Here is a 23068-nt window from a genome sequence, read left to right on the forward strand (position 1 = left end):
TCGCCCAGGACGTTTGACGACGTCCGACTTTATGGAAACACTGTCACTTCCACGGAAACGCAACGGGAGTGCCGGAGGTGGGTGTGCCGACCACGATCGTTGTGGGCGCCGGGCCGGGTGGCCTGGCCTGTGCCATCGCCGCCGCCGACGCGGGCGGCACCGTGCTGCTGTTGGAGAAGGCGCCGGACGTCGGGGGTGCCCTGCCGTACTCGGGCGGGCACCTGTCCGCCGGCGGCTTCTCGCTGCAGCACGAGCGGGGCATCAGCGACGACCCCGAGCGGCACTTCGACGACGTCTGGCGGATCAGCCGGGGCGCCGCGCGGGCCGACCTGACCCGGCTGACGCTGCGCGAACAGCCGGCGGTGCTGGAGTGGCTGCTCGCCGCCGGGCTCACCGTCGACCCGGGTACGCCCCGCATCGTGTACGGGCACGAGCCGTACCGCACGCCGCGGACCGTCCACGCCACCACCGTCCCCGGCGGTCCGGCCATTCTGGCCGTGCTGCGCCCGATGCTCGACGCGCATCGGGCCGCCGGCCGCATCGATCTGCGCTGCGAGGCGCACGTCACCGAGCTGCTGACCGAGGGCGGCGCGGTGGTCGGGGTGGCCACCGCCGACGGCGCGCGGTGGCGGGCACCCGCCGTCGTGCTCGCCACCGGCGGATTCGGGTACGCGCCGGAGCTGTTCGCCGAGCTGGAGGGCGCGCCGCTGACCACCTCGGCGTCGCCCACCTCGACCGGCGACGGCCTGCTCATGGGCCGGTCGGTCGGCGCCGGCCTGCAGGGCCTGGGCTGCTACATCCCCACCTTCGGTGGGCTGCCCCCGGTCGACGGCGACCTTCGGGTCGACTGGGCGCACCGGCCGCACCTGGTGGCGCCGGAGCGGCCGCCCTGGGAGATCTACGTCGACCGCGCCGGAAGTCGCTGGATCGCCGAGGACGAGCCCAGCATCGACCACAAGGAGCGGGTGCTGACCACGGTCGACCGGATGACCTTCTGGACGGTCTTCGACGCCCATGCCCTACGCGAGTCGTACCCGATGGTGCACGGCTGGAGCGCGGCCGAGCTGGACGCCCAGTGCGGCCGGCGCCGCGGCGTGCACCGGGCGTCCGGGCTGGCGGAGCTCGCCGGGCTGGCCGGCATCGACCCGGCGGGGCTGTCGGCCACGGTGGCCCGCTACAACGGGTTCGTCGCCGACGGCCGGGACGCCGACTTCGGCAGAACGTACCTGCCGGCGCCGATCGTCGAACCGCCGTTCTACGCGCTGGAGAACCATCCGGTCACCCTGATCACGTTCGCCGGCCTGGACGTGGACGAGCTGCTGCGGGTCCGCCGTGCGGACGGCACGACGATCCCCGGTCTGTACGCCGTCGGTGAGGTGATCGGCTCCGCCGCTGTCAATGGCAACGCGTTCTGCTCCGGCATGTGCCTGACGCCGGCCATGGCCTTCGGTCGGCTGGTCGGGCGTCGGCTCGCGGGGACCGCCGACTGAGCCGGTATCGGCCGGACAGTCCAGAGCGGACAGAGGTTCCGGGCCGAGTCAGTGCGCGAAGGCGAAGCCCTCCGCGCGCAGCTTGCCGGAGCTGATCGGCACGAACGGGGTCCTGATCTCACCCCGGTAGGTCAGCGCGGGCCAGCCCCCGGCGGCGCAGAGCTCGTCGAGGACGGCCTGGTTGGTCTGCGGCACGACCGCGTCCGGCACCGCGTTGAACACGCCCGTGAGGTCGCGGGTCACCACGAAGTCGAGCGCGGCGGCGGCGTCGCGGTAGTCGATGCGGTAGTGCAGGGCCTCGGCCGAGAACGGCACGCTGCCGCCGAGCATCTCGTGGGCCAGCTTCACCCGGGTCGGATAGTCGAGGTCGCGCGGATGCCCGTACACGTCGGGGATCCGCAGCGCGGCGCCGCGCGGGGCGGCCAGCACGGCGGCCTCGGCGGCGGCGAAGTTGCGGGGGGAGGCGTCCGGGTCGTCGGTGACCGGGGTGGCCTCGTCGACCAGCGCGCCATGGCCGGCACCGTAGACCGACACCGAGCTGGTGAAGACCACCCGGGGATGCACGGCGGCGGCGGTGCGCGCGGACGCGGTGAGCGTGTCGGCGTACTCGGCGATGCGCTGGTCGGCGTCGAAGGCTCGGGCGATGCGCGGGCTCACGGTGAGCACGACCGCGTCGGCGTCCCGGGTGGCCCGCTCGACGGCCGGACGGTCGCTGCCGCGGAGGACCGCCACCTCGGTGCAGACGGGGGCCAGCTCGGGCACCCGGTCGGGGGAGGTGGTGGTGCCGATCACCTGGTGGCCGGCCGAGACCCAACGACGCGCGAGCTCCATGCCGACGTTGCCGCACCCGATGATCACGTAACGCACCTGGACCTCCTCATGGAAACGCTGTTTCCACACTCTGCCCCATCCTGGGCTCCCTGCCAAGGCCGTGCCGCCGAACCCGCCGCCGGCGCTGTGGTGGTGCGCGGAGTCGATCACATCGGCCGGCGTCAAATCGCCTGTCGGGCTATTGACAGGAGGGCGGGCCGGCTGCCTTTATGAACCTATCCAATTTTGGAAACTGTTGTTTCCGCTAGCGAAACAGCAGCCAGGGGTGCACCGTTCCCCACAGGAAGGAGAGCGGGACCGCAATGGGATTGCTCAGAACTACGGCAACAGCGGTGGGCGTGGCGGCGTTGGCCGCCGCCGCGACCGCGGTCTGCGTGTCCCCCGCGCAGGCGTACGGCCCCACCCCGGGCAACCTGGGATGCCGGCTGTACTTCAACGACGCCGGTACCGGCAGCTCGCCGACGAACTGGGCCGACTCGTTCGGGCTCACTCAGACGCCGGCGACGCCGAGCCCGGGTCAGACCGTGACGGTGACCTTCACCGCGGCGGCCGGTCCGAACAACGGCCCGGTCGCGATCAACCCCGGTGACGTGCCGATCGTCGTGGAGGCGGCGCTGGGTGGCTCGCAGAGCGGCCCGGTCACCCTCCAGCAGACCAACTACCCCGCCGGTCCGATACCCGGCAACACCCCCACCGGCCCGATCACCGCCACCGGCACCTATGTGGCCGGAGCGACAGGAGCCGCGACGCTCACCGTCAACCGGGTGATCCTCAACAACCCGATCGCCAAGACGTACTGCTCCGCCGCCGGCGACCGGGACCACAAGGCAGCACCGGTCCCGACCTCCATCGTGGAGAGCTTCACCGTCTTCGGCGGCACGGTCTCGGTCACCTCGGTGACCGGTCAGACCGTGACCGGGGCTGCCCGGGCCGGCAACGTCATCAACTACGCGGTGACCGGTCTCGCGCCGTCCACCGCCCTGACCGCAACACTGCGCGCGGCCGACGGCACCGGAACGGCCGAAGGCTCCGGCACGGGCACGACCGACGCCGCCGGCGCCGGCACCGGCACGCTCACGGTGCCCAGCGGTGCCACCACGGGAGCACGTACCGTGGCGGTCTCGGACGGGACCAACACGGTCTCCGTCCCGATCACGATCCTCGGCTCGCCGGGCATCGCGATCACCCCCAGCGGTGGCGGCTCCGGCACCGTGGTGACGGTCACCGGCACCAACTGGAACCCGGGCAGCACCGTCACGATCGGCGGTTACAAGGCGCTCACCGGCGCCCCGCCGCCGCCCGCGACGAGCGACCCGGCAACGACGGCCACGGCCGGCGCCACCGGTGGGATCAACGCCACCTTCACCGTCACGGACAGCACCACCGCGTACGTCGGCGCGCAGTCCGGCGCCCTGTTCGCAATCTCCGCGTGGACCGGGTCGGCTGACTCGTGCACCGCCAAGACCGGCTCGGCCACGACCGGCAACTGCACCCTGTCGTACAACCTGTCGGAGACCGTGACCGCCGGAAACCTGTCGATGGCTCGCGCCCCCGGCACCGGCAACATCCCGTTCTCCGGCGTCACCGTCGGCGGCAGCGTGCAGACGGCGACGGGCGACCTGTCGACCGTCACGGTGACCGACCACCGGGGCAGCACCTTCGGGTGGAGCCTCGTCGGCACGGTCACCGACTTCACCGGCACCCCGGGCGGAACCATCGCCAAGAGCAACCTGTCCTGGACACCGGCCTGCGTCGACACCGCCGGCGCGACCAACGCGGTCACCGCGGTGGCCGGTACCCCGGGCACGGTCGACGCGGCGACGCTCTGCTCCGCACCGACCAGTGCCACCGGTACGGGCGGCAGCTTCGACGCCTCAGCCGGGCTGACCCTCTCCGTGCCGGCGAACCAGCTCGCCGGTACCTACGCCGCGACCCTCACGCTCACCCTGAGCTGAGGACCGCCTCGAGGTGGGGGCGGTCGGCCGAGCCGGCCGCCCCCACACCGACCAGTCGAAGGGTGGAACCGCGTGCGTCACCCCCTCTGGCCACGCCGCCTCCGCACCGGCGCGGCAGCCCTCGCCGCCGCCGTCGCCGCTGTCACGCTGACCGTCGTCCCGATCGGGCCGGCCGCGGCGGCGGACAACGGCGAGTGGGCCGTCGTGCCCACCCCGCCGGCCAACGCCGGACCCACCCCCCGGCTCTACTTCTTCCTCGAGTCACCCGCCGGCCGGACCCTCACCGACTCCGTGCGGGTGATCAACCGCACCGACACCGAGCGCACCTTCACCGTGTACGGCTCGGATGCCTACAACACCGCCCGCGACGGCGGGTTCGCGCTGCGCCAGCTCACCGAGAAGCAGGCGGACATCGGGGTGTGGACGGTGGTCGGCGCCGGCACCGTGGTGCTCCCGCCCAAGGCACAGGCCGACATCCCGTTCACCATCACCATCCCGACGAACGCCAGCCCCGGCGACCACATCGGCGGCATCGTCGCGATGGAGTCCGTTCCGGGCGGTCGGAGCGAGCAGAACGGCGTCGCCGTCGCGGTGCAGCGGGCCGTCGGCGCCCGCATCTACCTGCGGGTGGCCGGGCCGGAGACGCCCGGCCTCAACCTCGCCGACCTGGATCTGGACCACCCGACGCCCTGGCTGCCCACGCCGGTCGACGGTGCCCTGGAATACACCCTGGCCAACACCGGCAACCTGCGCCTCGCCCCCACCATCACGGTCACCGCCTCCGGCATGTTCGGACACCGGATCCACCAGCGTGGCGCCACCCCACAGCTCGACCTGGTTCCGGGCGCCGAGTCGCGGATGCGTACCCGGTTCACCGGGCTGTGGCCGGTCGACCTCGTCACCGCCACCGTGACGGCGAAGGCCGACGGCGGCGTGCTCACGGTGCGGACCACCCGTACCGTCGTCGTCTCCTGGACCGGCGTCGCCGCACTCGCCGCGCTGATCGCCGCCGTAGTCGTGGCCTGGCGCAGGCGCCGCCGCGCCCAGGTGGCCCGCCCCCGGGGCGTCCGACGCGTCCGCGCGCACGCGGAGGTCGGATGACGAGGATCGGGCGCACCCTGACCGCCGTCGTGTGCGGGTTGGTCATCGGGCTGGCACTGCCCACCGGGCCGGCGCGGGCAGCGGAGGGACTGACCCTCGCCGCCCCGGCGGCGGCACCGGGCGACCGGCTCGGGGTGAGCGGCACCGGCTGGCCCGGCGGCGCACTGGTCCAGCTCGTCACCTGCGGGCAACTCGCCGTCGGCGGTTCGGCCTCCTGCGACACACGGGCCGCCCTGGCCGTTCCGGTGCGCCCGGACGGCACCTTCGCGGTGCAACTCGTGCTCGGCACCCCGCCGGTGCCCTGCCCGTGCGTCGTGCACGCCACGCTCGTCGGCGGCACCGCGCGCGGCCAGGTCGACGCGCCGCTGGAACTCACCGGGCACGCCATGGGGGAGACCCCCACCGTCTCGACCGCCCCGGTCCGCCTCGACCTGGTCGAGGCGAGGATCGCCGGCCGACCGGGCTGGCGGAGCCTCTTCGGCGCCGCCGCGACCCGAACCCTCGTCTACACCGTGCACAACCCCGGGCCGCACCCGCTGCCCAACCCGCCCCTCAACGTCCGGATCGGCCGCGACGGCGGCGGCGACCGGATCAGCACGCCCGGCACCGGCGGCATCCGGCCGGGCGAGACACGCACCTACCGGATACCCGTCACCACCCCGTTCGCCGCGTTCGGCCGGTACACCGTGCAGGCCGACCTGGGCGGGTTCGGACCGGCCGAGGCGACGCTCCGGACGTACCCATGGGGCCTGTTCCTGGTGCACCTGCTCGGCGGGACGCTGATCATCGTGGGCGTCGCCCGCCGCATCGCCGCCCGCCGCGACCGCCCGCCGCTGCCCGCGATGGCCGCCGCCCCGACCGGCACGCTGCTGCCGTCCGTCGTGCGGGTCGGCTCACTCGGGGCGTACCTCGTCTTCGACGACGCTCCCGGCGCCGGCCGGTTACGTCGACGGGCCAACGCCCACCTGAGCGTCGCCGCGCTGCGGGACCTGCTCGGCGACGCCGGACTGCCGAACGGATCCGGCACCGAGGCCGCCGGCACCGCCGGCACCGCCGTCATCGACCTCACCGCCCTCGACGCGGTGCTCGCCGCCCGCCCAGGCGCGGCCACGCCGGCCGGAGCACGCGCCGGCAACCAGAGCGCCGCCGCCGTGATCGATCTGGCCGCGCTCGACACCTACCTCGGGAGCCCTCGATGAGCCGCGATCCTGGCACCCACACCACCGGCTGGGACCGGGCCCTGACGGTACGGGCGGCCGTCGCCACCGTCGCCGCGCTGCTCGCCTTCGTCGGCTGCGGCGCGGTGCTGCCCGGAGTGGGCGGCGCCGACGGCACCGGCGTCGGGCCCGGCGTCACCGCCGACGCGGTCACCGTCGTGTTCGTCGGCACCGACCTGACCAGGACGGCGAACCTGACCGGGTTCAACACCGCCTCAACCGGCGACCCGGTACGCCAGATGCGGGCGCTGGAAAGCCACGTCAACGCCAACGGCGGCATCGCCGGCCGGCGGATGCGAGCGATCTTCCGCAACTACGAGGCGAGCGACGACTCGCCGGCCGCCGAGGAGAAGCTCTGCAACCAGATCACCCAGGACGACCGCGCGTTCGCGGTCGTGCTCACCGGCCAGTTGCAGGCCAACGCCCGCCCCTGCTACGCACAGCGGCACACCCTGGTGCTCGACGCCACCCTGATCACCATCGACCAGGCGACGAACGAGCGCCTCGCGCCATACCTGTTCGCCCCGGCCTATCCCGCGTACGACGACTTCGTGCGCGCGTACCTGCCGGCGCTGGCCGCGCAGGGCTTCTTCGACGGTGCCCGGCAGGCGGGCATCGTCGCGGTCGACGCACCGGCCAACCGGGCGATGTACGAGCAGCACGTGGTGCCGTACCTGAAGCAGCGGGACATCACCCCGACCGTGGCCTGGATCGACTCCACCGACCTGGGCACCCTCAACACGGGGCTCAACCAGGCCGCCGTCGACCTGCGGGCCAAACGCGTCGAGCGGGTCTTCTTCCTCGGCGGGACCAGGCTGGCCTCCTTCTTCCTCACCTCCGCCTCCGCCCAGGGCTTCACCGCCCGGTACGGCATCTCCAGCTACGACAATCCCAGCTTCCTGATCGGCAACCCGGACATCATTCCGCGCGAGGCACTGACCGGGGCGGTGGGAATCGGCTTCAACCCCAGCCAGGACGTCGCCGACCGGGAGTACGCCTTCCCCGCCACCGACCCCGAACGAGCCTGCCTGGGCATCTTCGCCGCAGCGGGGGAGTCGTTCGGCACCCGCGAGAACGCCCGCGTGGCCTTCCCGTACTGCGACGCGGTCCTGCTGCTGCAGACCGGCGCGAAGGACCTCGGCGCGGACCTCAACGCGCACCGGTGGCTGGCGGCCGTGGGCAGGCTCGACACGCAGTTCCAGCCGGCCACCGGATTCTCCGGGCGGCTCGGCCCGGGCCGGTTCGCCGCCTCGAACGGCTACCGGGCGTTCGGCTACGACAGCGGCTGCGCCTGCTTCACCTACCGCGGGGAGGACGTGTCCTTTGCGACCCGATGACAACACCGGCCCCGGCGTCGCGCCGGGCACCGCCCGCGACGGTTCGAGGGCATGGCGTTCCCGTAGCGCGGGCTGGGGAGCGGGTACGGCCGGCGGCTTGCTGACCGGGGTGCCGCTGCTCGGCGCCGCGGGACTCGCCCGGAGTCTCGATGTCGACCTGACCAGCGTGCTGACCGCGGTGATCGCCTCCGCGGTGGTCGGCGCGGCCGCGACCGTCGCGGTCGTGCAGCGGGTACCGCACCGCCATTCGGTACGCGCCGCGCTGCTCGCCGGCGCCGGGCTGGGCGCCGCGCTGCTGCTGGTGGTCAACGTGGCCGCCCCGCTGCCGGGGCTGCTCGCGCTCACCGCGCTCGGACTGCCCTGGGCGGTCCTGGTGGTGTCCGGCCGCGCGATCGCCGCCGCGACGGCCGCCCTGCGCTACTGGCACGTGGGGCTGCTGAACGGGCTCGGCCTGGCCGCACTGCTCGCCAGCGGCACCGCAGGCGGATTCGGGTACCACTGGGCGGCAGCGGGCGTCCTCGCGGCGCTCGGCGTGCTGGCCGGGGCGACCGCCGCGGAACTGCCGGGCGATGCCGGCTGGCCACCGGCGCTCCGCACCCTGTTCGACAACGCCACCCGCCCACCCACCGCGCGTACCGCCGTGCTGGCCCAGGCCGGCCTCGGCCTGATCCTGCCCGGAGCGCTGGTCTTCGCCGCCGACGTGCTGCGCACCGGGTTCGGCCTCGGTCCGCGCGGCGCCGTCGGAGTCGTCGGCGACGCGCTGCTCGCCGGGGCCGCGCTTGCGGTGCTCCTGCGCGGCGAGCGGGCGCTGCGCCTCGCCGTCGCCGCAGCCCCGGCCGGGTTGCTCGTCGCCGCCGGTGCCCTGTTCGTCGAGGCCACCCCCGCCACGGTCGGCGTCGTGCTGTTCGCATCCGGCCTGGCCGTCGCCGTCGGTGCGCTGGTCGCGCTCGCCGTCTCGGGCGAACGCATCGCCGCCGAGGTGCTCCACCCCGACGCCCGCCCCGCGTTCGTAGCGGCGACATCGGTGTTGTCCCTGGCCGGTGGCCTGGGCGGCGCCAGCCTGCTCACCCTGCTCAATTCCCGGTACGGCGCAGGTCCGGCGTTGGCGGTGGCCGCGGCGGCGGTGCTGGTCGGCGCCGGCTACGCCCGACGGGTCCGGCGCACCGCCGCCGCCGACGCCGAACGGTTGGCCCGGGTGCTCGCCGACGAGGCGGAGGTCGCCCGGCTACGGCACAGCGGCGCACGTCCGGCCGCTCTCTCCTGCTCCGGCATCGACGCGGCGTACGGTCCGGTCCAGGTGCTCTACGACGCGGCCGTACGCGTCGGCGACGGCGAGATGGTGGCGATCTGCGGCCCGAACGGGGTCGGCAAGACCACGTTCCTGCGGGTGCTCTCCGGCCTGCACCGCCCTGCCGCCGGGGTGGTCCGGCTCGGCGGGGTCGACGTGACCGCGCTGACCGCGCCCCGCCGGATCGAGCTCGGATTGTCCACGGTGGTCGGTCAGGCGGTGTTCGGCTCGCTCACCGTCACCGAGAACCTGCGCATGCACGGCTACGCGCTGGGCCGGCGCAGCGACGCGGTGCACCGGGGGGTCGACGCGTCGTTCGCCGTCTTCCCCCGCCTCTACGAGCGGCGCGACCAGGTCGCCGCCACCCTGTCGGGCGGTGAACGGCAACTGCTCGTGCTCGCCAAGACGCTGATCCAGCGCCCCCGGATGCTGCTGGTCGACGAGTTGTCGCTCGGCCTGGCCCCGGTCGTCGTCGGCGGCCTGCTGGAGATGCTGCGCCGACTCAACGCGTTGGGCACCTCGGTGCTGGTGGTGGAGCAGTCCGTCAATGTGGCGCTGTCGCTGGCCGACCGGATCTACTTCATGGAGAAGGGTGCGATGGTCGCCGAGCACACCGCGGGCGAACTGGCCGGCCAACCGGACCTGGTCCGGGCCCTGATGCTCGGCGGCCACGCGCCAGCCGAGGCCGCCGAGCCCGCGCCCCAGGCGCAGGCCGCCGAGCCCGCGCCCCAGGCGCAGGACGCGCCCGCGTCGGAGGTCACCCCGGTGGACGGGGCGGTGATCCGATGATCGGCGGTTTCGACGTCGGCCCGGACCGCATCGTGCTGGGCCTGTTCACCGGCCTCACGTACGGGCTGCTGGCGGTCGGGCTGGTGCTGGTCTACCGGTCCAGCCGGTTCGTCAACTTCGCACACGGCGCGGTCGGGGTGTTCGGCGCCGCCGTGCTCGGCCGGCTGGTCGGTGACGGGGTGCTGCCGTACTGGCTCGCCCTGCCGGTCGGGATGCTCGCCGCCGCCGCGGTCTCCGGCGCGATCGAGCTGAGCGTGGTGCGCCGGCTGCGGCACCGGCCCCGGGTGATCGGCATGATCGCCACCCTCGGGCTGTCCCAGTTCGTGCTCGTGCTCGCCCTGCTGGTGAACAGCTCGGGGGCCAGCGGCCCGGCGTTCCCGGCGCCGCCCGGCATGCCGTCGTTCACCATCGGCAACACCCCGGTCGGCCCGGCGTTCACCGCGATGCTGCTGCTCACTCCGGTGCTGCTGGTCGGGCTCGCCATGTTTCTCAAGCGCAGCAGGTTCGGGCTGGCGATCCGGGCCGCCGCCGACTCCCCCGACGCGGCCACCCTCAACGGCGTCACCGCGGCCCGGATGGCGACCCTGGCCTGGTCGATCGCCGGTGCTGTGGCCGCCTTCTCGGCGATCCTCATGGCGCCAACCCAGGGCACCCAGTCGATTGAGTCGCTCGGCCCGGCCCTGCTGGTGCGGGGCCTCGCCGGCGCGGTGATCGCCCGGTTCTCCTCCGTCCCGATCGCGTTCGGCGCCTCGCTGGGCATCGGGGTGGGGGAGCAGATCCTGCTGTCCGGTCAGTCCAGCGGGGGCCTCGTCGAGCTGGCCCTGGTCGGGGTCATCCTGGTCGCGCTGCTGGCCCAGCCGGCCCGCGCGCGCCGCGACGGCGAGGACGGCGGCTGGGGCCGGATCGGCGCGCCGCCACTGCCCGCCGCGCACCAGCGGGTCTGGCTGCTGCGCAACCTGGGCCGGGTCGTCGCCGGGGTGGGCTTCACCGTCGCCGCCGTGCTGGCCTTCGTGATCAGCAATGAGACCGCCTCGGTGCTCATCGCGATCATCGGCTTCACCCTGGTCGGCCTGTCGATCGGGCTGGTCACCGGCGTGGCCGGCGAGCTGTCCCTGGGCCAGTTCGCGTTCGCCGGCATCGGCGCCGCGGTGTCGGTGCAGGTCTCCGTGCGGACCGGCAACCTGTTCCTGGGGATCCTCGCCGGCTGCGCGGCGGCGGCGCTGGCCGCAGTCGCGGTCGGCGTGCCGGCGCTGCGCCTGCGTGGGCTCGCCCTCGCCGTCACCACGCTCGCCTTCGCGCTGGCCACCAGCACGTTCCTGCTGCGGCAGGGTTGGCTGCTCGGCGATGGCGCGCAGGTGCCCAAGCCGCGCATCCTCGGCCACACCTTCGACCTGGCCACCGACTACTACCTGTTCGCGCTGGTGGCGCTGCTGCTCGGCCTGTGGGTCACCGCCAACCTGCGCGCCGGTGCCTTCGGGCGGATCCTGGTGGCGCTGCGCGACAACGCCGACGCCGCCCGCGCGTTCACCGTCGCGGTGCCGGTGCGGGTCCTGCAGGCGTACGCGGTCGCGGGCGCGCTCGCCGGTCTCGGCGGGGCGGTGATCGGCCACGGGCAGACCCAGCTCACAGTGAACACGTTCCCGGCCTCGGCCAGCATCGACGTCGTCGCCACCGTGGTGGTCGGCGGGATCACGCTGCTGGGCGGCCCGCTGCTCGGGGCGTTCCTGATCGTCGGCGTACCCGGATTCCTGGAACTGGACATCATCGGCCAGGCCGCGCTGACCCTGGTCTGGCTGGTCGTGGTGATCGCGCTGCCGGCCGGACTCGGCGGGCCGGTGCTGTGGCTGCGTGACCGGATCGCCGGGCTGATCGCCCGCGGCCGCGACGCACCGGTACCGTCCGCCGCCGATGAGCTGGCCGGGCCGACGCAGGCCGCCAGCTCCGGTGGCCCGATCACACTGCCGCCGCGCACCGTCCCGCTGCGGCCGGCGGCGACCGGCGAGCCGCTGCTCTCGGTACGGGAGGTGGCCCGCTCCTTCGGCGGCGTGCGGGCCGTCGCCGGGGCCAGCCTGGACGTCGCCGCCGGCGAGGTGGTCGGCATCATCGGCCCGAACGGCGCCGGCAAGACCACCCTGTTCGAAATCATTGCCGGCTTCACCCGCCCGGACCGGGGCGCGGTCCTGTTCGCCGGCCGCCCGGTCACCGGGCTGTCGCCGCAGCGGCGGGCCGGTCTCGGGCTGGTGCGCTCGTTCCAGGACGCCCGGCTCTTCGCCACCATGACGGTGCTGGAGACCGTCATGGTGGCCGGTGAACGGACCGCGCCGACCAGCCTCGTCGCCGCAGCTCTTGGTGCCACCGCCCCGGACCAGGCCAAACGCCGCCGGGCCGAGGAACTCGTCACGCTGATGGGCCTGGCCCCGCTCGCCGATCGGTTGGTCGGGGAACTGTCCACCGGTACCCGCCGGATCGTCGAGATCACCTGCCTGTTGGCGCTGGAGCCGGCGCTGCTGCTGCTCGACGAGCCCTCGTCGGGAGTGTCCCAGACCGACGGCGTCGCGCTGGGCGAGGTGCTGCGCCGGATCCACGACGAACTCGGGGTCACCATGGTCATCATCGAGCACGACCTGCCGCTGCTCGCCCGGCTCGCCGACCGGCTGGTCGCGATGGACGGCGGCCGGGTCATCGCCGACGGCACCCCGCAGGAGGTCCGCACCCACCCCGACGTGGTCCGCTCCTACCTCGGTACCGACCACGCCGCCGTCAACCGCTCCGGCGTGCCCGCCCAACGTACGACGGTGCCGTCGTGAGCCCGCTCCGCGTCGCCCCGCCACTTGCCCGTGCCGGCCTGCGCCGAACCTGTCAGGAGATCGCCGTGCGAACCTTCCGCCGCCGGGCGCTCACGCTCGCCGCCCTGCTCGCCACCAGCAGCGGCCTCGCCGTCGTGGCGGCACCCCCGGCCGCGTTCGCCGCGCCGACCCTCACCGTCAGCGCGACCACCGGGCTGACGGACAAGCAGCAGGTCATCGTCAACGGTTCGGGGTTCACCCCGAACCTGAAGCAGATCGCCGTCGGTCAGTGCGTCGCCGGTTTCAAGGGACCGACCGACTGCAACCTGTCCGGCGGGGCCGCGTTCGTCAACGCCGACGGCAGCGGGAAGCTGCCCACGGTCACCCTGAAGCTGGCCCAGAAGTTCGGCGCGTTCGACTGCACCAAGCGCGAGTGCGTGGTCGCGGCGCAGATCCTGCCCACGAGCGGCAACGCCGACCAGGTCGAGGCCAACAAGGTCTCGGTGACGTTGACGTTCGGCAAAAAGCCGGCGCAGAAGCCCGCACCGGCAACCCCGTCCGCGACCCCACCCGCGCCGGCGGCGCCCTCGGCCACGCCGGCCGCCACCACCTCACCCTCGACCGGGCCGGCGGGCGCCGCCGGCACGTCGGCCCCGACGCTGGTCAACGCCAACCCGGTGAACGCCGGTCCGGACCGGTACGCGGTCACCGTGCTGGTCGGCTCCGGCCTGCTGTTGCTCTGCATCGGCCTGCTCGTGCTGATGCCCTACCGGAACCGGAGGTCCTCATGACCCGACGTCGTTTCCCCGTCCGGATGGCAGCGCCCGCGCTCGTCCTGGCCCCGCTGCTGCTGACGATCCCGGCGGCGGTCCCCGCCCGGGCGGCACCACCGGCCGCGGCGATCGGTCCCACGGCCGCGACGCTGGGCTGCCGGCTGTACTTCAACGACGCCGGTACCGGCAGCTCGCCGACGGTCTGGCAGGACACCTTCACCCTGACCCAGTCGCCGGCCGAGCCGAAGGTCGGCGACACGGTGACCGTCACGCTCACCGCGCCCACCGGCCCCGACAACGGGCCGGTGGGGCTGAACGCCGGTGACGTTCCGGTGAACGTCACGCTGGCCCTGGGCGGCTCGCTCTCCGGCAGCGCGACGCTGCGGATGTCCTCGTACCCCGCGCAGGCCGTCGCCCCGGCGGAACCGCTCGGCCCGATCACCGCGACCGGCACCTACTTCGCCGCCGCCGCCGGGGCGGCGACGCTCACCGTCGGGCGGGTCACCTTCGCCAACGCCTCGGCCACGACGCACTGCTCGGCTGCCGGCGACCGCGACCACAAGGCCGCACCGGTGCCGACCTCCATCGTGGAGAACTTCACCGTCGGCGGTACCGGCACCGCGACCCCACCGCCGAGCCCGTCCGCCTCCGCAACGCCGTCGCCCTCCGCAAAACCGTCGCCGTCGCTCCCGCCGCCGGCGACGGACGACCCGCCGACGGCAACCGACGAGGTCGACACGCCGGCGCAACCGTTCGGCCCGAAGAGCGTGAAGCTGAACTGCAAGACGCTGAGCAGCCTCTCGGCGTGGACCGCCACGCACACGCTGAGCATGTCGCCCAGCAACCCCGGGCGGGGCGCCAAGGTGACGGTGAGCCTGAAGTTCTCGGCCGGCCCGAAGAGCGGACCGGTGCCCGTCGGCGCCGGTGATCTGGTGCCCAAGGCGACCGTCAAGGTCGGCGGGGTGGGCAGCGGCACGGTGAACCTGAGGGGCCCGGCGTTCGGCGCGATCGACGCCTACGCCGCCCTGCCCGGCGCGACGCTGACCGGGACCTACACCACCTCGCGGGCGGGCCTGGTCAGTCTGACGGTCAGCAACATCGTCTTCGATCACCCACAGGTCGACACCGAGTGCAACGCCGGCGCCGACCCGGTCACCGGCCCGAAGGAGACGTCGATCGTCGCCAAGTTCACGGTGAAGTCGCGGGCCGCAACCGACGACGAGGGCGAAGGCGGTGGCGGTGGCAACGGCGACGGTGGTGGGTCGTTGCCGACCACGGGCGAGGGGGGCGTGACGACGCTGATGCTGCTCTGGTCGAGCGCGGCGCTCCTGCTCGGTGTCGGTCTGGTCGTGGTGCTGCCGAGGCGACGCGGCATTCTGCGCAGCTGAGCCCGCAAATGGCGTGGGCCGGGGAGGTATTTCCGGCCCACGCCGTTGCGTATCGCCCGACAGCGCCGGTGTCTCTCCGCACGTCTGATTGGCGACTTCCCGCTGACGCATCGCAACAGTCCTGCCTAGCGTTACGGAGTGCAGCCGAACGAGCCATCCCCCGCACAGGCCCTGACCGCGCGCCTGACGCACTGGTGCGCAGCCGACCAGGTGGTCGCCGATGTGGTGAAGGCCCTCACCACCGCGTACGGCACGCCGCTGACCGTGGCACTTCTCGACACGCCCGTCGGCAGCGACCACCTGCTGGAAACCAACACGATCGTCCTGTCCACGAAGTACGCCGAGCCAGGGCTCGCCACCGTCGCCGACAAGCTGATCCTGTACCGGTTGGCCACGGCATTCGCGCACCTAAATGTGGACACGCGCGATGCGGAGGCACTCCAGACATACAACGGGCGGCAGCTACGGCTGTGGCGGTTGGCGAACCCGCCCCAGGGCCCGCCGCCCGCGGAGGTGTACCGGTTCTACCACGGCACCAACCGTTGCAATTTCTACGGCGACGGCATCCAGCTCACGGGCCTGACGCCGGGTAAGGCCGGCAGCGGCATCGGCTGCAAACGCTGGGAGAGACACGACATTGGCAGCGAGAGCAAGGACCAGGGCTGGAACACCGTCACCCGCGACTTCGACATGGCGCTCTCCTACGCCCGGCAGCACACCGAATGGGCCATGGGGAGAAAACGCAACGAGCCGACCCTGCGCGACGTTGCCGGAGAGGGCGGGCTCGTCCTCGCCTTCGACATGCCGAAGAAGGCCGTCGACGGCAACGACCGGTGGCGCCAGGACAAGAGCGGAGACCCGAACAACTTCCAGACCGAGGAAGCGATACCAGCGGAGTGGATTCGGGTGGTAGAGGAGCTGGGCATCCCAGGGCCCTTGACGGCTGTGGCGCCACCCCCGGAAACCACCGAGGCCCCGGCCAAGGCGAACCCGACGCCGAGCAACAGGCGACGTGTCTACCCGACATCGACACCTTGAGGATCGTGACCTCCTTCTCAGCGTTCGCGCAGCAGGGAACCGGCGCCGTACACCTTGTCGGTGATCCCGTTCTCGCGCAGCGCCATCCACCAGGTCGCCGCGTTGATGGCGATCACCGGCTTCCCGAGCCAGCGTTCGGCCTCGTCGGCCAGCCCGACCATCGACAGGTTGGTGCCGCACTGGACCAGGGCGTCCACGTCCGGGCCGTCCACGGCCAGCAGCGCCCGGCGCAACTCGTCCTCCGGAACGTGGGCGATGGAGACCGCGGTCGGGCACTTGAGCCCCTCGATCGCGGCCACCTCGAAGCCGATCTCGGAGAAGAACTGCACGACGTTCGTGTCGCCGATCGGTTGGTACGGCGTCACCACGCCGATCCGGCGCGCGCCGTAGAGGCGCAGTGCCCGCTCGCACGCCTCCGCCCCGGTCGCCACCTCCAGCCCGGTGGCCGCCTTGATCTGGGCGACAAATTCCCGGTTGCCCTCGACACCGCCCCAGAACGTCTCGGCGGACATCCCCATCACCATGTAGTCGGGCTCGCAGGTCAGCACCCGCTCGCAGGCCGCGCCGATCTCACCGCGGATCTGCGTCAGGAGGTTCTCGAAGTTGCTGTCGCTGGACAGGTCCTGGTTACGGATGTGGATGCGGGAGAAGTGCGCGGTCACCCCGGGCACCGTCATCCGGTAGAAGTCCGGCTCCACGATGGTGTTGGTCGACGGGGCGATGACGCCGAACTTGCGGCGCCAGCCGAGCGCGTCGGTCATGACCTCACGGCTCCTTCCTGGGCGGGGGTCGGGTGGGGACTGGCCGGGGCCAGCGTGTGGGCGCGCGCGGTCAGCCACGCCGCGGCCAGCAGCGCCGCCTGACCGAGGGTGTTGGTGCCCTGTTCCACCCACTGCATGACCAGCGTCTCGTGATCGGGATGGTTGCGCAGCGGCACCAGCAGCAGTACGCAGGCCAGCCCGGCGACGTAGAGCGCCACCGCGCCCCAGGCGCGCCGTCGGCCGGCGATGACCGCGGCCAGAACGCTGATGGTGGTCACGCCCGTGGTGGCGAGGGCGAAGATGGGGGCGAAGATGGCGTACGCGGCGGCCACGCCGGCGGTCACGGCCAGCACGGCGGCGAACGGCCACCACGGCACGCTAAGCCCGCGCAGCGCGCTTGCCAGGCCCCAGACCAGCCCGACCGCGCCGATCGCCATCAGCGGGAACAGCGCCGCCTCCAGCCAGGGCAGGTCGATCGAGAACCCGGCCAGCAGCAGCTTCCAGGTCGACTTGGCCAGGCCGCCGAGGCCGATCAGGACGGCGCTGACGCGGGCGACCGGGCCCACTCGCGGCACGACCCGGGCGGTCACGCCGGCCAGGATCCAGAACCCGACCAGCGCCAGACCGGTCGGCACGAAGTCCTCCAGCGCGAGGACGACTGTGTAGTCGCTGCCGTTCACGACAGGTGCTCGTGCCGGGTCACCGCGGGGCCGCTGACGGACTCGCCGAAGAGGTCGCGCTTGCGGAAGCCGGCGACGGCGAACCGAGCGGCGGCCTTGCGGCTGGTCAGCCAGGCGGCCCGGCTGCCGTTGCGGCCCCCGGCGAGGACCCGGTCGGCCAGCCACGGGGTGACCGTCTCGACCCGGTCACCGAGGATGTTGAAGACCTTCTTGGCCTTCGCCAGCTCGTCCGGCGGGTAGTCGTGGGTGAGCAGGTCGGTCACGACGATGCCGGGGGAGAGGTGGTGCACGGTGACCCTGTCGGCGACCCCGGCTGCGGCGAGCTCCTTGGCCAGCCCGTCGGTCAGGTAGGTGACCGCGCGCTTGGATGCCCCGTACCCGGTAAGCCCCGGCCGGGCCTGCCCGTTGGAGCCGAAGCCCTCCATGTTCCACAGCGCGCCGCGACCCTGCTCGATCATCGCGGCGAGCACCACCGCGCTGGCCCGGGCCACCCCGCCGAGGTTCGCCGCGAGCACTCCGTCCAGCTCTGCCGGCGGCAGCTCCCACAGGGGGCGGCGGGCATGGTTCGTACCCGCGTTGTTGATCCAGATGTCGACCCCGCCGAACGCCTCGGCGGCCGTCGACCAGAGCACGGACACGTCGGCGCGGTCGGTGACGTCCGCACGTACCCCGAGCACCTCGGCTCCGGCCGGCACCGAGGCTTCGGAACGCAGTGTGGCAAGCGCCGTTGCCACCGAATCCGCGCTGCGTCCGCAGAACGCGACCCGGGCGCCGCGGGCCAGCAGCGCGCGTACCAGGCCGGCACCGATCCCGCGGGTGCCGCCGGTCACCACCACCGCGGTCATCCGGCTGGCTCCCAGGCGAGCAGGCCGTGCAGGACGCTGTCCAGTACGTTGCCCCGGAACAACTCGTACACCACGGCGAGGCGCCCGCCGGCGGACATGCCCGGTTCGGCGTCGATGGCGAACTCGCGGCCCTTGACCTTCCACACGTCGCCGCCGTCGGCGTGAAAGTGCCAGGACGGGTAGCTGGCCCGGCCGAAGCCCTGCGCGTTGCCCCAGGCGTCGGGGCCCTCGAAGAACAGCCGGTCACCGTCGCGGCGCTGCTCGACCGCGTACCGCCGGTCCAGGCCAGCACCGGCCCAGCTGACCACCCGCCGGGTGCGCAGCAGGTCGATCGGCTCCAGGCCGAGGCGCACCGCGACCTCGCCGCGCAGCTGCTGGTCGGCGCCCCACAGCGCGCAGCTACCGGTGAACGCGCCGGCCTGCTTGGTCGGCAGGATGTACGGCACCGGACCGCGCCGCTCCTCGGCGGACAGGAACCGCGCCACCCGCTCGCGGGTGTCCGGGTTGGTGTCGTAGTCGAAGCTTCGGGTGTAGACGCCGTTGAAGCAGCCCACCACCGTCCAGCCCTGGTAGAGCATCGACGAGTAGACCTGCGTCTCGCCGTCGGGCAGCACCTGATTCCAGGTGTTCAGGTCGACCTGCCAGCCGGGGCCGTAGTAGTGCGAGTCCACGAAGGAGCCGTACGGCTGGCCGGTGCCGAAGAAGTCGGGGCCGGTGTAGACCCGGTCGGCGTCGGAGTCGATGACGCCGAAGGCGAACGGCGCGCCCAGCCGGTAGCGCCCGGCCAGCTCGCCCCCGCCGACCAGCCCGCCGTCCATGAAGTACGTGGTGACGCCGTCGGCGAAGACCGACGAGCGGCGGATCTTCTCGAAGCCCTGCCAGACGCCGGTGGCGGTGAACAGCGACGGCCGGCCGTGCCACTCGCCGGCGATCCGCTGCTGCCACTCGCTCGGTTCGGCGGCCGCCGGTGCGGGGGCCGGTGCGGGGGCCGGTGCGGTCGGTTCACCCATTGCCGATCAGCTCCGCCCGGATCCGGTCGGTCGCCGGCTCGCCGATCAGCCGGGTGACCCGGGCCCAGACCGGGTCGACGTCGGGACTGAACAGGTTGACCCGCACGGCGGTGTCCCGGGCGGCCAAATCGGTGTCGGCCAGGCCGGCCACGACGTCGGCCGGTAGGCCGTCGGTGACCAGCGCGGACCAGTGCTCGGCGTACGCGGACACGGCGGTTCCGATCTTCCGGAACGCCTCCTCGGTGGCCCGGCCGACCAGCATCCACGGCGACATCAGCGCGCACTGGCGGGGCCCGATGTCGGCCCGGCTCAGCCCGTCCATCGCGCTGGCCTCGGTGAAGACCGTGCTGAGTGGCTGGTACGCCGCGTCCAGGTAGGGCAGGTGGCTGCTCAGCTCGGCCCGGGGAATCAGGTCGAGGTGGTAGGCGTAGTAGTCGCCGCCGTACACCGAGTCCAGGGTGAAGTGCGGGACCGCGCTGTCGGCGGCGGTGAAGGCGAAGACCATGTGGCTGTCGAGGCGGATCATCGGAACGACCAGCCCGACGTAGACCACCTTGGCCACCGGCTGGCCGGGTGCGCCCTGCCAGACCCGCAGCGCACCCACCGGGTCGGGCGACATCGGGCTGCTCAGCGGCTCGTCGATGACCGCGGTGAGCGGGTGCCGGGCGGTCAGGTGGGCCACCGCGTTCTCGCAGAGTTCCAGCGGGAGACTCATGCCTGCTCCTTCGTCGTCGTCGCGCTGCTGGTGGGGCCCGCCTGCGCCTCGGCTCCTGCGGCGGCGTCGGCGCCCTCTTCCTCGGTGATGCGCTTGAGCCCGATCCGCTGCGACTCCGCCACGGTCGGGTGGTCGCCCTTGGCCTTGTGCACCCAGGCGCGGGCCAGCTCCGGGTTCTCCCGGCGGGCCGGCGAGGGGATGACGGTCGCCTCCCGGCGCGGCACGTCGCCCGTGATCCGGTCGGCGTCGGAGAGCATCCAGCCTCGTTCGGCCAGCTCCTGGCGGCGTCGCCGGTAGTGCACCGCGATGAGGTCGCTCTTGACGTGCAGTTCCGCGCCGAGGTCGAACGGGAGCAGCTCGGGGCGGACGTTGTTCACCACCTCGGCGTCCTGGTAGAAGATCTTGAGGACGCGCTGTACGGCGTTGCGGTTGGCCCACGTCCCGGTGAAGAAGGTGCGTAGCGCGACCCACTTGACCAGCGTGGTCGTCTCGTCCACCGGGATGTTGGTGTCGTAGATGATCAGCTCGCCGATCGGCAGCCGAACGTGCAGCTTGATCATGTTGGGCAGCATCCAACCGGCCGAGGTGACCACCGGCGGGCGGTTGGCCAGGTCCGCGTTGTTGCGGTTGACCAGCGACCAGAGGCCCTTGGAGCGCGGCGGGTGCAGGCTGACCGTGGCGAACGCCGACCACTCGTCGGGCATTTCGAGCTCGTACTCGGGAACCTCGGGCTTCTGCGGGTTGCCGAATGCGCCGCCGTGCACGAAGGGCGCGTGCGCGATGTCGCAGCCGTTCTCCAGGATCCGCTCGTAGTTGGCCTTCCACAGGAACTCGCCGGTCACCGCGCGGAACTTGCCACCGTTCTCCACAAGGTTGTCGAACTCCGGCCAGACCGGGATCGGCGGTCGCTCGGCCTCGGGCAGGTCGCCCATGAAGACCCAGACGAAGCCGTAGCGCTCCTGCACGGGGTACGAGTCGACCCGGGCCTTGTTCGGGATGCCCCGGCCGGGCTGGTTCGCCGGGATCTTCGTGCACGCCCCACCCGGCTCGAACTCCCAGCCGTGATACGGGCAGACGATGTTCTCGCCGGCCGTCGAGCCGCCGGAGAGCGCCGCGCCCCGGTGCACGCACAGGTCGGACAGGGCCACCACGCGCCCGCGCGGGGTGCGGTAGAGGGCCAGGTACTGGCCGAGCACGGTGATCCGGGCTGGCTTGGTGGTGACCCGGTCGGAGAACTCGACCGCGTACCAGAAGTTCTTGAGCATGGTGGCTTACCTCCGACGGAACGAGGCGATCGAAGAGGTGGTGCCGAGCTGTGCCAGCAATCGGTCGAAGCCGTCGGCCGGTTCGCCGCGAAGGTGGACGGCGAGGAACCCGGACAGCAGGTCGACCAGGAGCGCGCGGGTGGCTTCCGGGTCGGCGGTCGCCTCCTCGTCGAGGAAGGCGCGCGCCGAGGTGGGATCGAGCGGGTGCACGATGCCGAAGTGGTTGGCGCCGGCCAGCCGCACCAGCAGGTTGGCGCCGCCCGCGTCGGGCAGCGCCTCGTCGAAGGTGCGGGTGATCGGGTCGGCGCGGGTGGCCGCGTCCTCGCCGTACCGGTCGGCCGAGCCGTTGATCACGCCGTCGTGGGTGCCGGCGAGCAGCATGACCGGGCAGTCCACCTGGGCCGGCAGCACGGTGCCGGCCGGCCAACCGAGCATGGTCGCCACCATGGTGTGCGCCCCGTAGCTGGCCACCGCACGGACCTCGGGCAGGAACCGCGCCGACTGCAGGGCGACCGTACCGCCGGCCGAGTGACCCACCAGCGCCACCCGGTCGAGGTCGAGCAACCCGTCGAGCGGCCCGGTGAGCTGCGCCAGCGCGTCGAGCACCGGGCGCAGCGACGGGCTGGTCGGTCGGCTGCCGTAGCCGTCCGGCCGGGCCGCGTCCAGGTCGACGCCGGGAGTGATCCCGTGCAGGCCGGCGAAGAGCACTCCGACCCAGTCGTAGGTCACCGCGATGACGCCCCGGGCGGCCAGTTCCACCGCCAGCCAGCGGTAGGCGTCCTGCCCGACGTTGACGCCGGAGACCAGCAGGACCACCGGGTACGGGGCGCCGGCCGGGTCGGCCGCCAGCACCCCGCTGAGCCGCTCGGCGTCCGAGCCGGTGGGCCGGGCCGGGTAGTAGACCCGCAGGTGCGCGGTGTCGAACGGTGCCGGCGCGCCGGGGACGCGTACGGCCGACCAGACCGACCGGACACCGCCTTCCTGCCCACCGCTCATGCCGACGGCCGGGGGAGTTCGCGGTCGCCGCCCCAGAGTGCGCGGACGAGCTGGTTGGTGGTCTCCTCGCCGAAGTAGCGCACGCCCATCACGTTCGCCGGGTCGCGGTCGGCGATGTTGCGGCGGATCCGCAGATCGGTCTCGGCGAGCGCGGCCCGCTCCTCGGCCGGCACCGGCTCGGCCTCGTCGACCCAGCGCAGCCAGCGGTCGACGTGGGCGTGGGTCACCTGGCTGACCTTCTCGATGTTCTCCGGGCTGCGGTCGAAGGAGTAGCAGTACGCCGTCGGCGACAGGCTGGCCCGGATGAACCCGGCCCGGCTGACGAAGTAGTCGAACGCCGGGTCGTTGCGCAGTTGCAGCCACTCTTCGTTGGCCGGCTCGTAGTACCGGTCGTAGTAGTCGCCGTGCTCGACCATGTTGACCCGGGGCACCGAGTCGACGTAGAACCAGCCGCCGGGCCAGACCAGCAGGGCCAACCCCAGGTGCGGCACCCTGACCTGCGGGCCCAGCCAGCACGTCAGGTGCAGGTTGGCGAAGCTGGCACCCGGGTTGCCCAGCCAGGAGTGCACGAGCCAGTCGACCTCGGGCCCGGTGTACGCGGCGAGCGAGCCGCCCGGTCCGTTCGGGTAGTCCCCGTAGTTCTCCAGCGGCTCGGTGGACGGGTCGCGGGTCAGCGCGAACCGTGCGGTGATCTTGGCCTTCAGCTCACCCAGGAGTGCCTGGTACCGGTGGAACGTCTCGTGGACGTCGACAGTGGGGGAGTCGTCGAGCATCTCCTCGACGTTTTTCAAGGTGTCGGCCAC

General features: G+C 72.9%; 19 protein-coding genes. 10 read left to right on the top strand and 9 right to left on the bottom strand.

Annotated features, from left to right (window positions below; all coding sequences use genetic code 11):
• Positions 1-83: 83 nt before the first annotated feature.
• Positions 84-1490, top strand: coding sequence for an FAD-dependent oxidoreductase (locus ACFYP0_RS28435; RefSeq protein ID WP_386998176.1), 1407 nt, complete (start codon positions 84-86; stop codon positions 1488-1490).
• A 48-nt stretch (positions 1491-1538) separates the two neighbouring features.
• On the opposite strand, the gene ACFYP0_RS28440 is transcribed toward ACFYP0_RS28435, so the two are convergent.
• Positions 1539-2357, bottom strand: a complete 819-nt coding sequence (locus tag ACFYP0_RS28440) for an NAD(P)-binding domain-containing protein (RefSeq protein ID WP_386998178.1) — start codon at positions 2355-2357, stop codon at positions 1539-1541.
• 266 nt (positions 2358-2623) lie between these two features.
• Between ACFYP0_RS28440 and ACFYP0_RS28445 the strand changes: the two genes are divergently transcribed.
• The 9 genes from ACFYP0_RS28445 (at position 2624) to ACFYP0_RS28485 (ending at position 15993) form a co-directional block, all read left to right on the top strand.
• Positions 2624-4276, top strand: coding sequence for a hypothetical protein (locus ACFYP0_RS28445; protein ID WP_386998180.1), 1653 nt, complete (start codon positions 2624-2626; stop codon positions 4274-4276).
• Between the two features lie 72 nt (positions 4277-4348).
• Positions 4349-5377 (top strand): WxL protein peptidoglycan domain-containing protein, encoded by a 1029-nt coding sequence (locus ACFYP0_RS28450; protein ID WP_386998182.1) that lies wholly within the window; start codon positions 4349-4351, stop codon positions 5375-5377.
• Positions 5374-6576 (top strand): hypothetical protein, encoded by a 1203-nt coding sequence (locus ACFYP0_RS28455; RefSeq protein ID WP_386998184.1) that lies wholly within the window; start codon positions 5374-5376, stop codon positions 6574-6576. The genes ACFYP0_RS28450 and ACFYP0_RS28455 overlap by 4 nt, the downstream gene beginning before the upstream one ends.
• A complete protein-coding gene (locus ACFYP0_RS28460) occupies positions 6573-7931 on the top strand; it encodes an ABC transporter substrate-binding protein (protein ID WP_386998186.1) in 1359 nt (452 codons plus the stop codon). The genes ACFYP0_RS28455 and ACFYP0_RS28460 overlap by 4 nt, the downstream gene beginning before the upstream one ends.
• A complete protein-coding gene (locus ACFYP0_RS28465; protein WP_386998188.1) occupies positions 7918-10008 on the top strand; it encodes an ABC transporter ATP-binding protein in 2091 nt (696 codons plus the stop codon). Before ACFYP0_RS28460 ends, ACFYP0_RS28465 begins: the two co-directional genes overlap by 14 nt.
• Positions 10005-12815, top strand: a complete 2811-nt coding sequence (locus ACFYP0_RS28470) for an ABC transporter permease subunit (RefSeq protein ID WP_386998190.1) — start codon at positions 10005-10007, stop codon at positions 12813-12815. Before ACFYP0_RS28465 ends, ACFYP0_RS28470 begins: the two co-directional genes overlap by 4 nt.
• On the top strand, positions 12812-13585 hold the full coding sequence (locus ACFYP0_RS28475) for a neocarzinostatin apoprotein domain-containing protein (RefSeq protein WP_355495040.1): 774 nt from the start codon (positions 12812-12814) through the stop codon (positions 13583-13585). Before ACFYP0_RS28470 ends, ACFYP0_RS28475 begins: the two co-directional genes overlap by 4 nt.
• Positions 13582-14955: a hypothetical protein gene (locus ACFYP0_RS28480; RefSeq protein ID WP_386998192.1), complete on the top strand. Its 1374-nt coding sequence runs from the start codon at positions 13582-13584 to the stop codon at positions 14953-14955. The genes ACFYP0_RS28475 and ACFYP0_RS28480 overlap by 4 nt, the downstream gene beginning before the upstream one ends.
• 138 nt (positions 14956-15093) lie before the next feature.
• Entirely contained in the window at positions 15094-15993 is a 900-nt protein-coding gene (locus ACFYP0_RS28485; protein WP_386998194.1) for a hypothetical protein, read from the top strand.
• Between the two features lie 17 nt (positions 15994-16010).
• On the opposite strand, the gene ACFYP0_RS28490 is transcribed toward ACFYP0_RS28485, so the two are convergent.
• The 8 genes from ACFYP0_RS28490 to ACFYP0_RS28525 are packed head-to-tail and all read right to left on the bottom strand — an operon-like array spanning position 16011 to position 23068.
• Complete coding sequence (locus ACFYP0_RS28490; protein ID WP_386998196.1) at positions 16011-16754, bottom strand: maleate cis-trans isomerase family protein; 744 nt, start codon at positions 16752-16754, stop codon at positions 16011-16013.
• Positions 16751-17434 (bottom strand): hypothetical protein, encoded by a 684-nt coding sequence (locus ACFYP0_RS28495; protein ID WP_386998198.1) that lies wholly within the window; start codon positions 17432-17434, stop codon positions 16751-16753. Before ACFYP0_RS28495 ends, ACFYP0_RS28490 begins: the two co-directional genes overlap by 4 nt.
• Positions 17431-18279, bottom strand: coding sequence for an SDR family NAD(P)-dependent oxidoreductase (locus tag ACFYP0_RS28500; RefSeq protein WP_386998201.1), 849 nt, complete (start codon positions 18277-18279; stop codon positions 17431-17433). Before ACFYP0_RS28500 ends, ACFYP0_RS28495 begins: the two co-directional genes overlap by 4 nt.
• Positions 18276-19289 (bottom strand): hypothetical protein, encoded by a 1014-nt coding sequence (locus tag ACFYP0_RS28505; RefSeq protein WP_386998203.1) that lies wholly within the window; start codon positions 19287-19289, stop codon positions 18276-18278. Before ACFYP0_RS28505 ends, ACFYP0_RS28500 begins: the two co-directional genes overlap by 4 nt.
• Positions 19282-20004, bottom strand: coding sequence for a hypothetical protein (locus ACFYP0_RS28510; protein ID WP_386998204.1), 723 nt, complete (start codon positions 20002-20004; stop codon positions 19282-19284). The genes ACFYP0_RS28505 and ACFYP0_RS28510 overlap by 8 nt, the downstream gene beginning before the upstream one ends.
• Positions 20001-21269, bottom strand: coding sequence for an aromatic ring-hydroxylating dioxygenase subunit alpha (locus tag ACFYP0_RS28515; protein ID WP_357006560.1), 1269 nt, complete (start codon positions 21267-21269; stop codon positions 20001-20003). The genes ACFYP0_RS28510 and ACFYP0_RS28515 overlap by 4 nt, the downstream gene beginning before the upstream one ends.
• A 6-nt stretch (positions 21270-21275) precedes the next feature.
• Positions 21276-22265, bottom strand: a complete 990-nt coding sequence (locus ACFYP0_RS28520; RefSeq protein ID WP_386998207.1) for an alpha/beta hydrolase family protein — start codon at positions 22263-22265, stop codon at positions 21276-21278.
• Positions 22262-23068, bottom strand: a complete 807-nt coding sequence (locus tag ACFYP0_RS28525; RefSeq protein WP_357006554.1) for an oxidoreductase — start codon at positions 23066-23068, stop codon at positions 22262-22264. Before ACFYP0_RS28525 ends, ACFYP0_RS28520 begins: the two co-directional genes overlap by 4 nt.

The organism is Micromonospora arida (assembly GCF_042873195.1).
GTDB classification, from domain to species: Bacteria; Actinomycetota; Actinomycetes; order Mycobacteriales; family Micromonosporaceae; genus Micromonospora; species Micromonospora arida.

Coding starts and splice junctions, on each gene's coding strand:
- ACFYP0_RS28490 (WP_386998196.1), bottom strand. CDS start 16,754: ATGACCGACGCGCTCGGCTGGCGCCGCAAGTTCGGCGTCATCGCCCCG.
- ACFYP0_RS28500 (WP_386998201.1), bottom strand. CDS start 18,279: ATGACCGCGGTGGTGGTGACCGGCGGCACCCGCGGGATCGGTGCCGGC.
- ACFYP0_RS28480 (WP_386998192.1), top strand. CDS start 13,582: ATGACCCGACGTCGTTTCCCCGTCCGGATGGCAGCGCCCGCGCTCGTC.
- ACFYP0_RS28510 (WP_386998204.1), bottom strand. CDS start 20,004: ATGAGTCTCCCGCTGGAACTCTGCGAGAACGCGGTGGCCCACCTGACC.
- ACFYP0_RS28470 (WP_386998190.1), top strand. CDS start 10,005: ATGATCGGCGGTTTCGACGTCGGCCCGGACCGCATCGTGCTGGGCCTG.
- ACFYP0_RS28445 (WP_386998180.1), top strand. CDS start 2,624: ATGGGATTGCTCAGAACTACGGCAACAGCGGTGGGCGTGGCGGCGTTG.
- ACFYP0_RS28460 (WP_386998186.1), top strand. CDS start 6,573: ATGAGCCGCGATCCTGGCACCCACACCACCGGCTGGGACCGGGCCCTG.
- ACFYP0_RS28520 (WP_386998207.1), bottom strand. CDS start 22,265: ATGAGCGGTGGGCAGGAAGGCGGTGTCCGGTCGGTCTGGTCGGCCGTA.
- ACFYP0_RS28515 (WP_357006560.1), bottom strand. CDS start 21,269: ATGCTCAAGAACTTCTGGTACGCGGTCGAGTTCTCCGACCGGGTCACC.
- ACFYP0_RS28455 (WP_386998184.1), top strand. CDS start 5,374: ATGACGAGGATCGGGCGCACCCTGACCGCCGTCGTGTGCGGGTTGGTC.
- ACFYP0_RS28505 (WP_386998203.1), bottom strand. CDS start 19,289: ATGGGTGAACCGACCGCACCGGCCCCCGCACCGGCCCCCGCACCGGCG.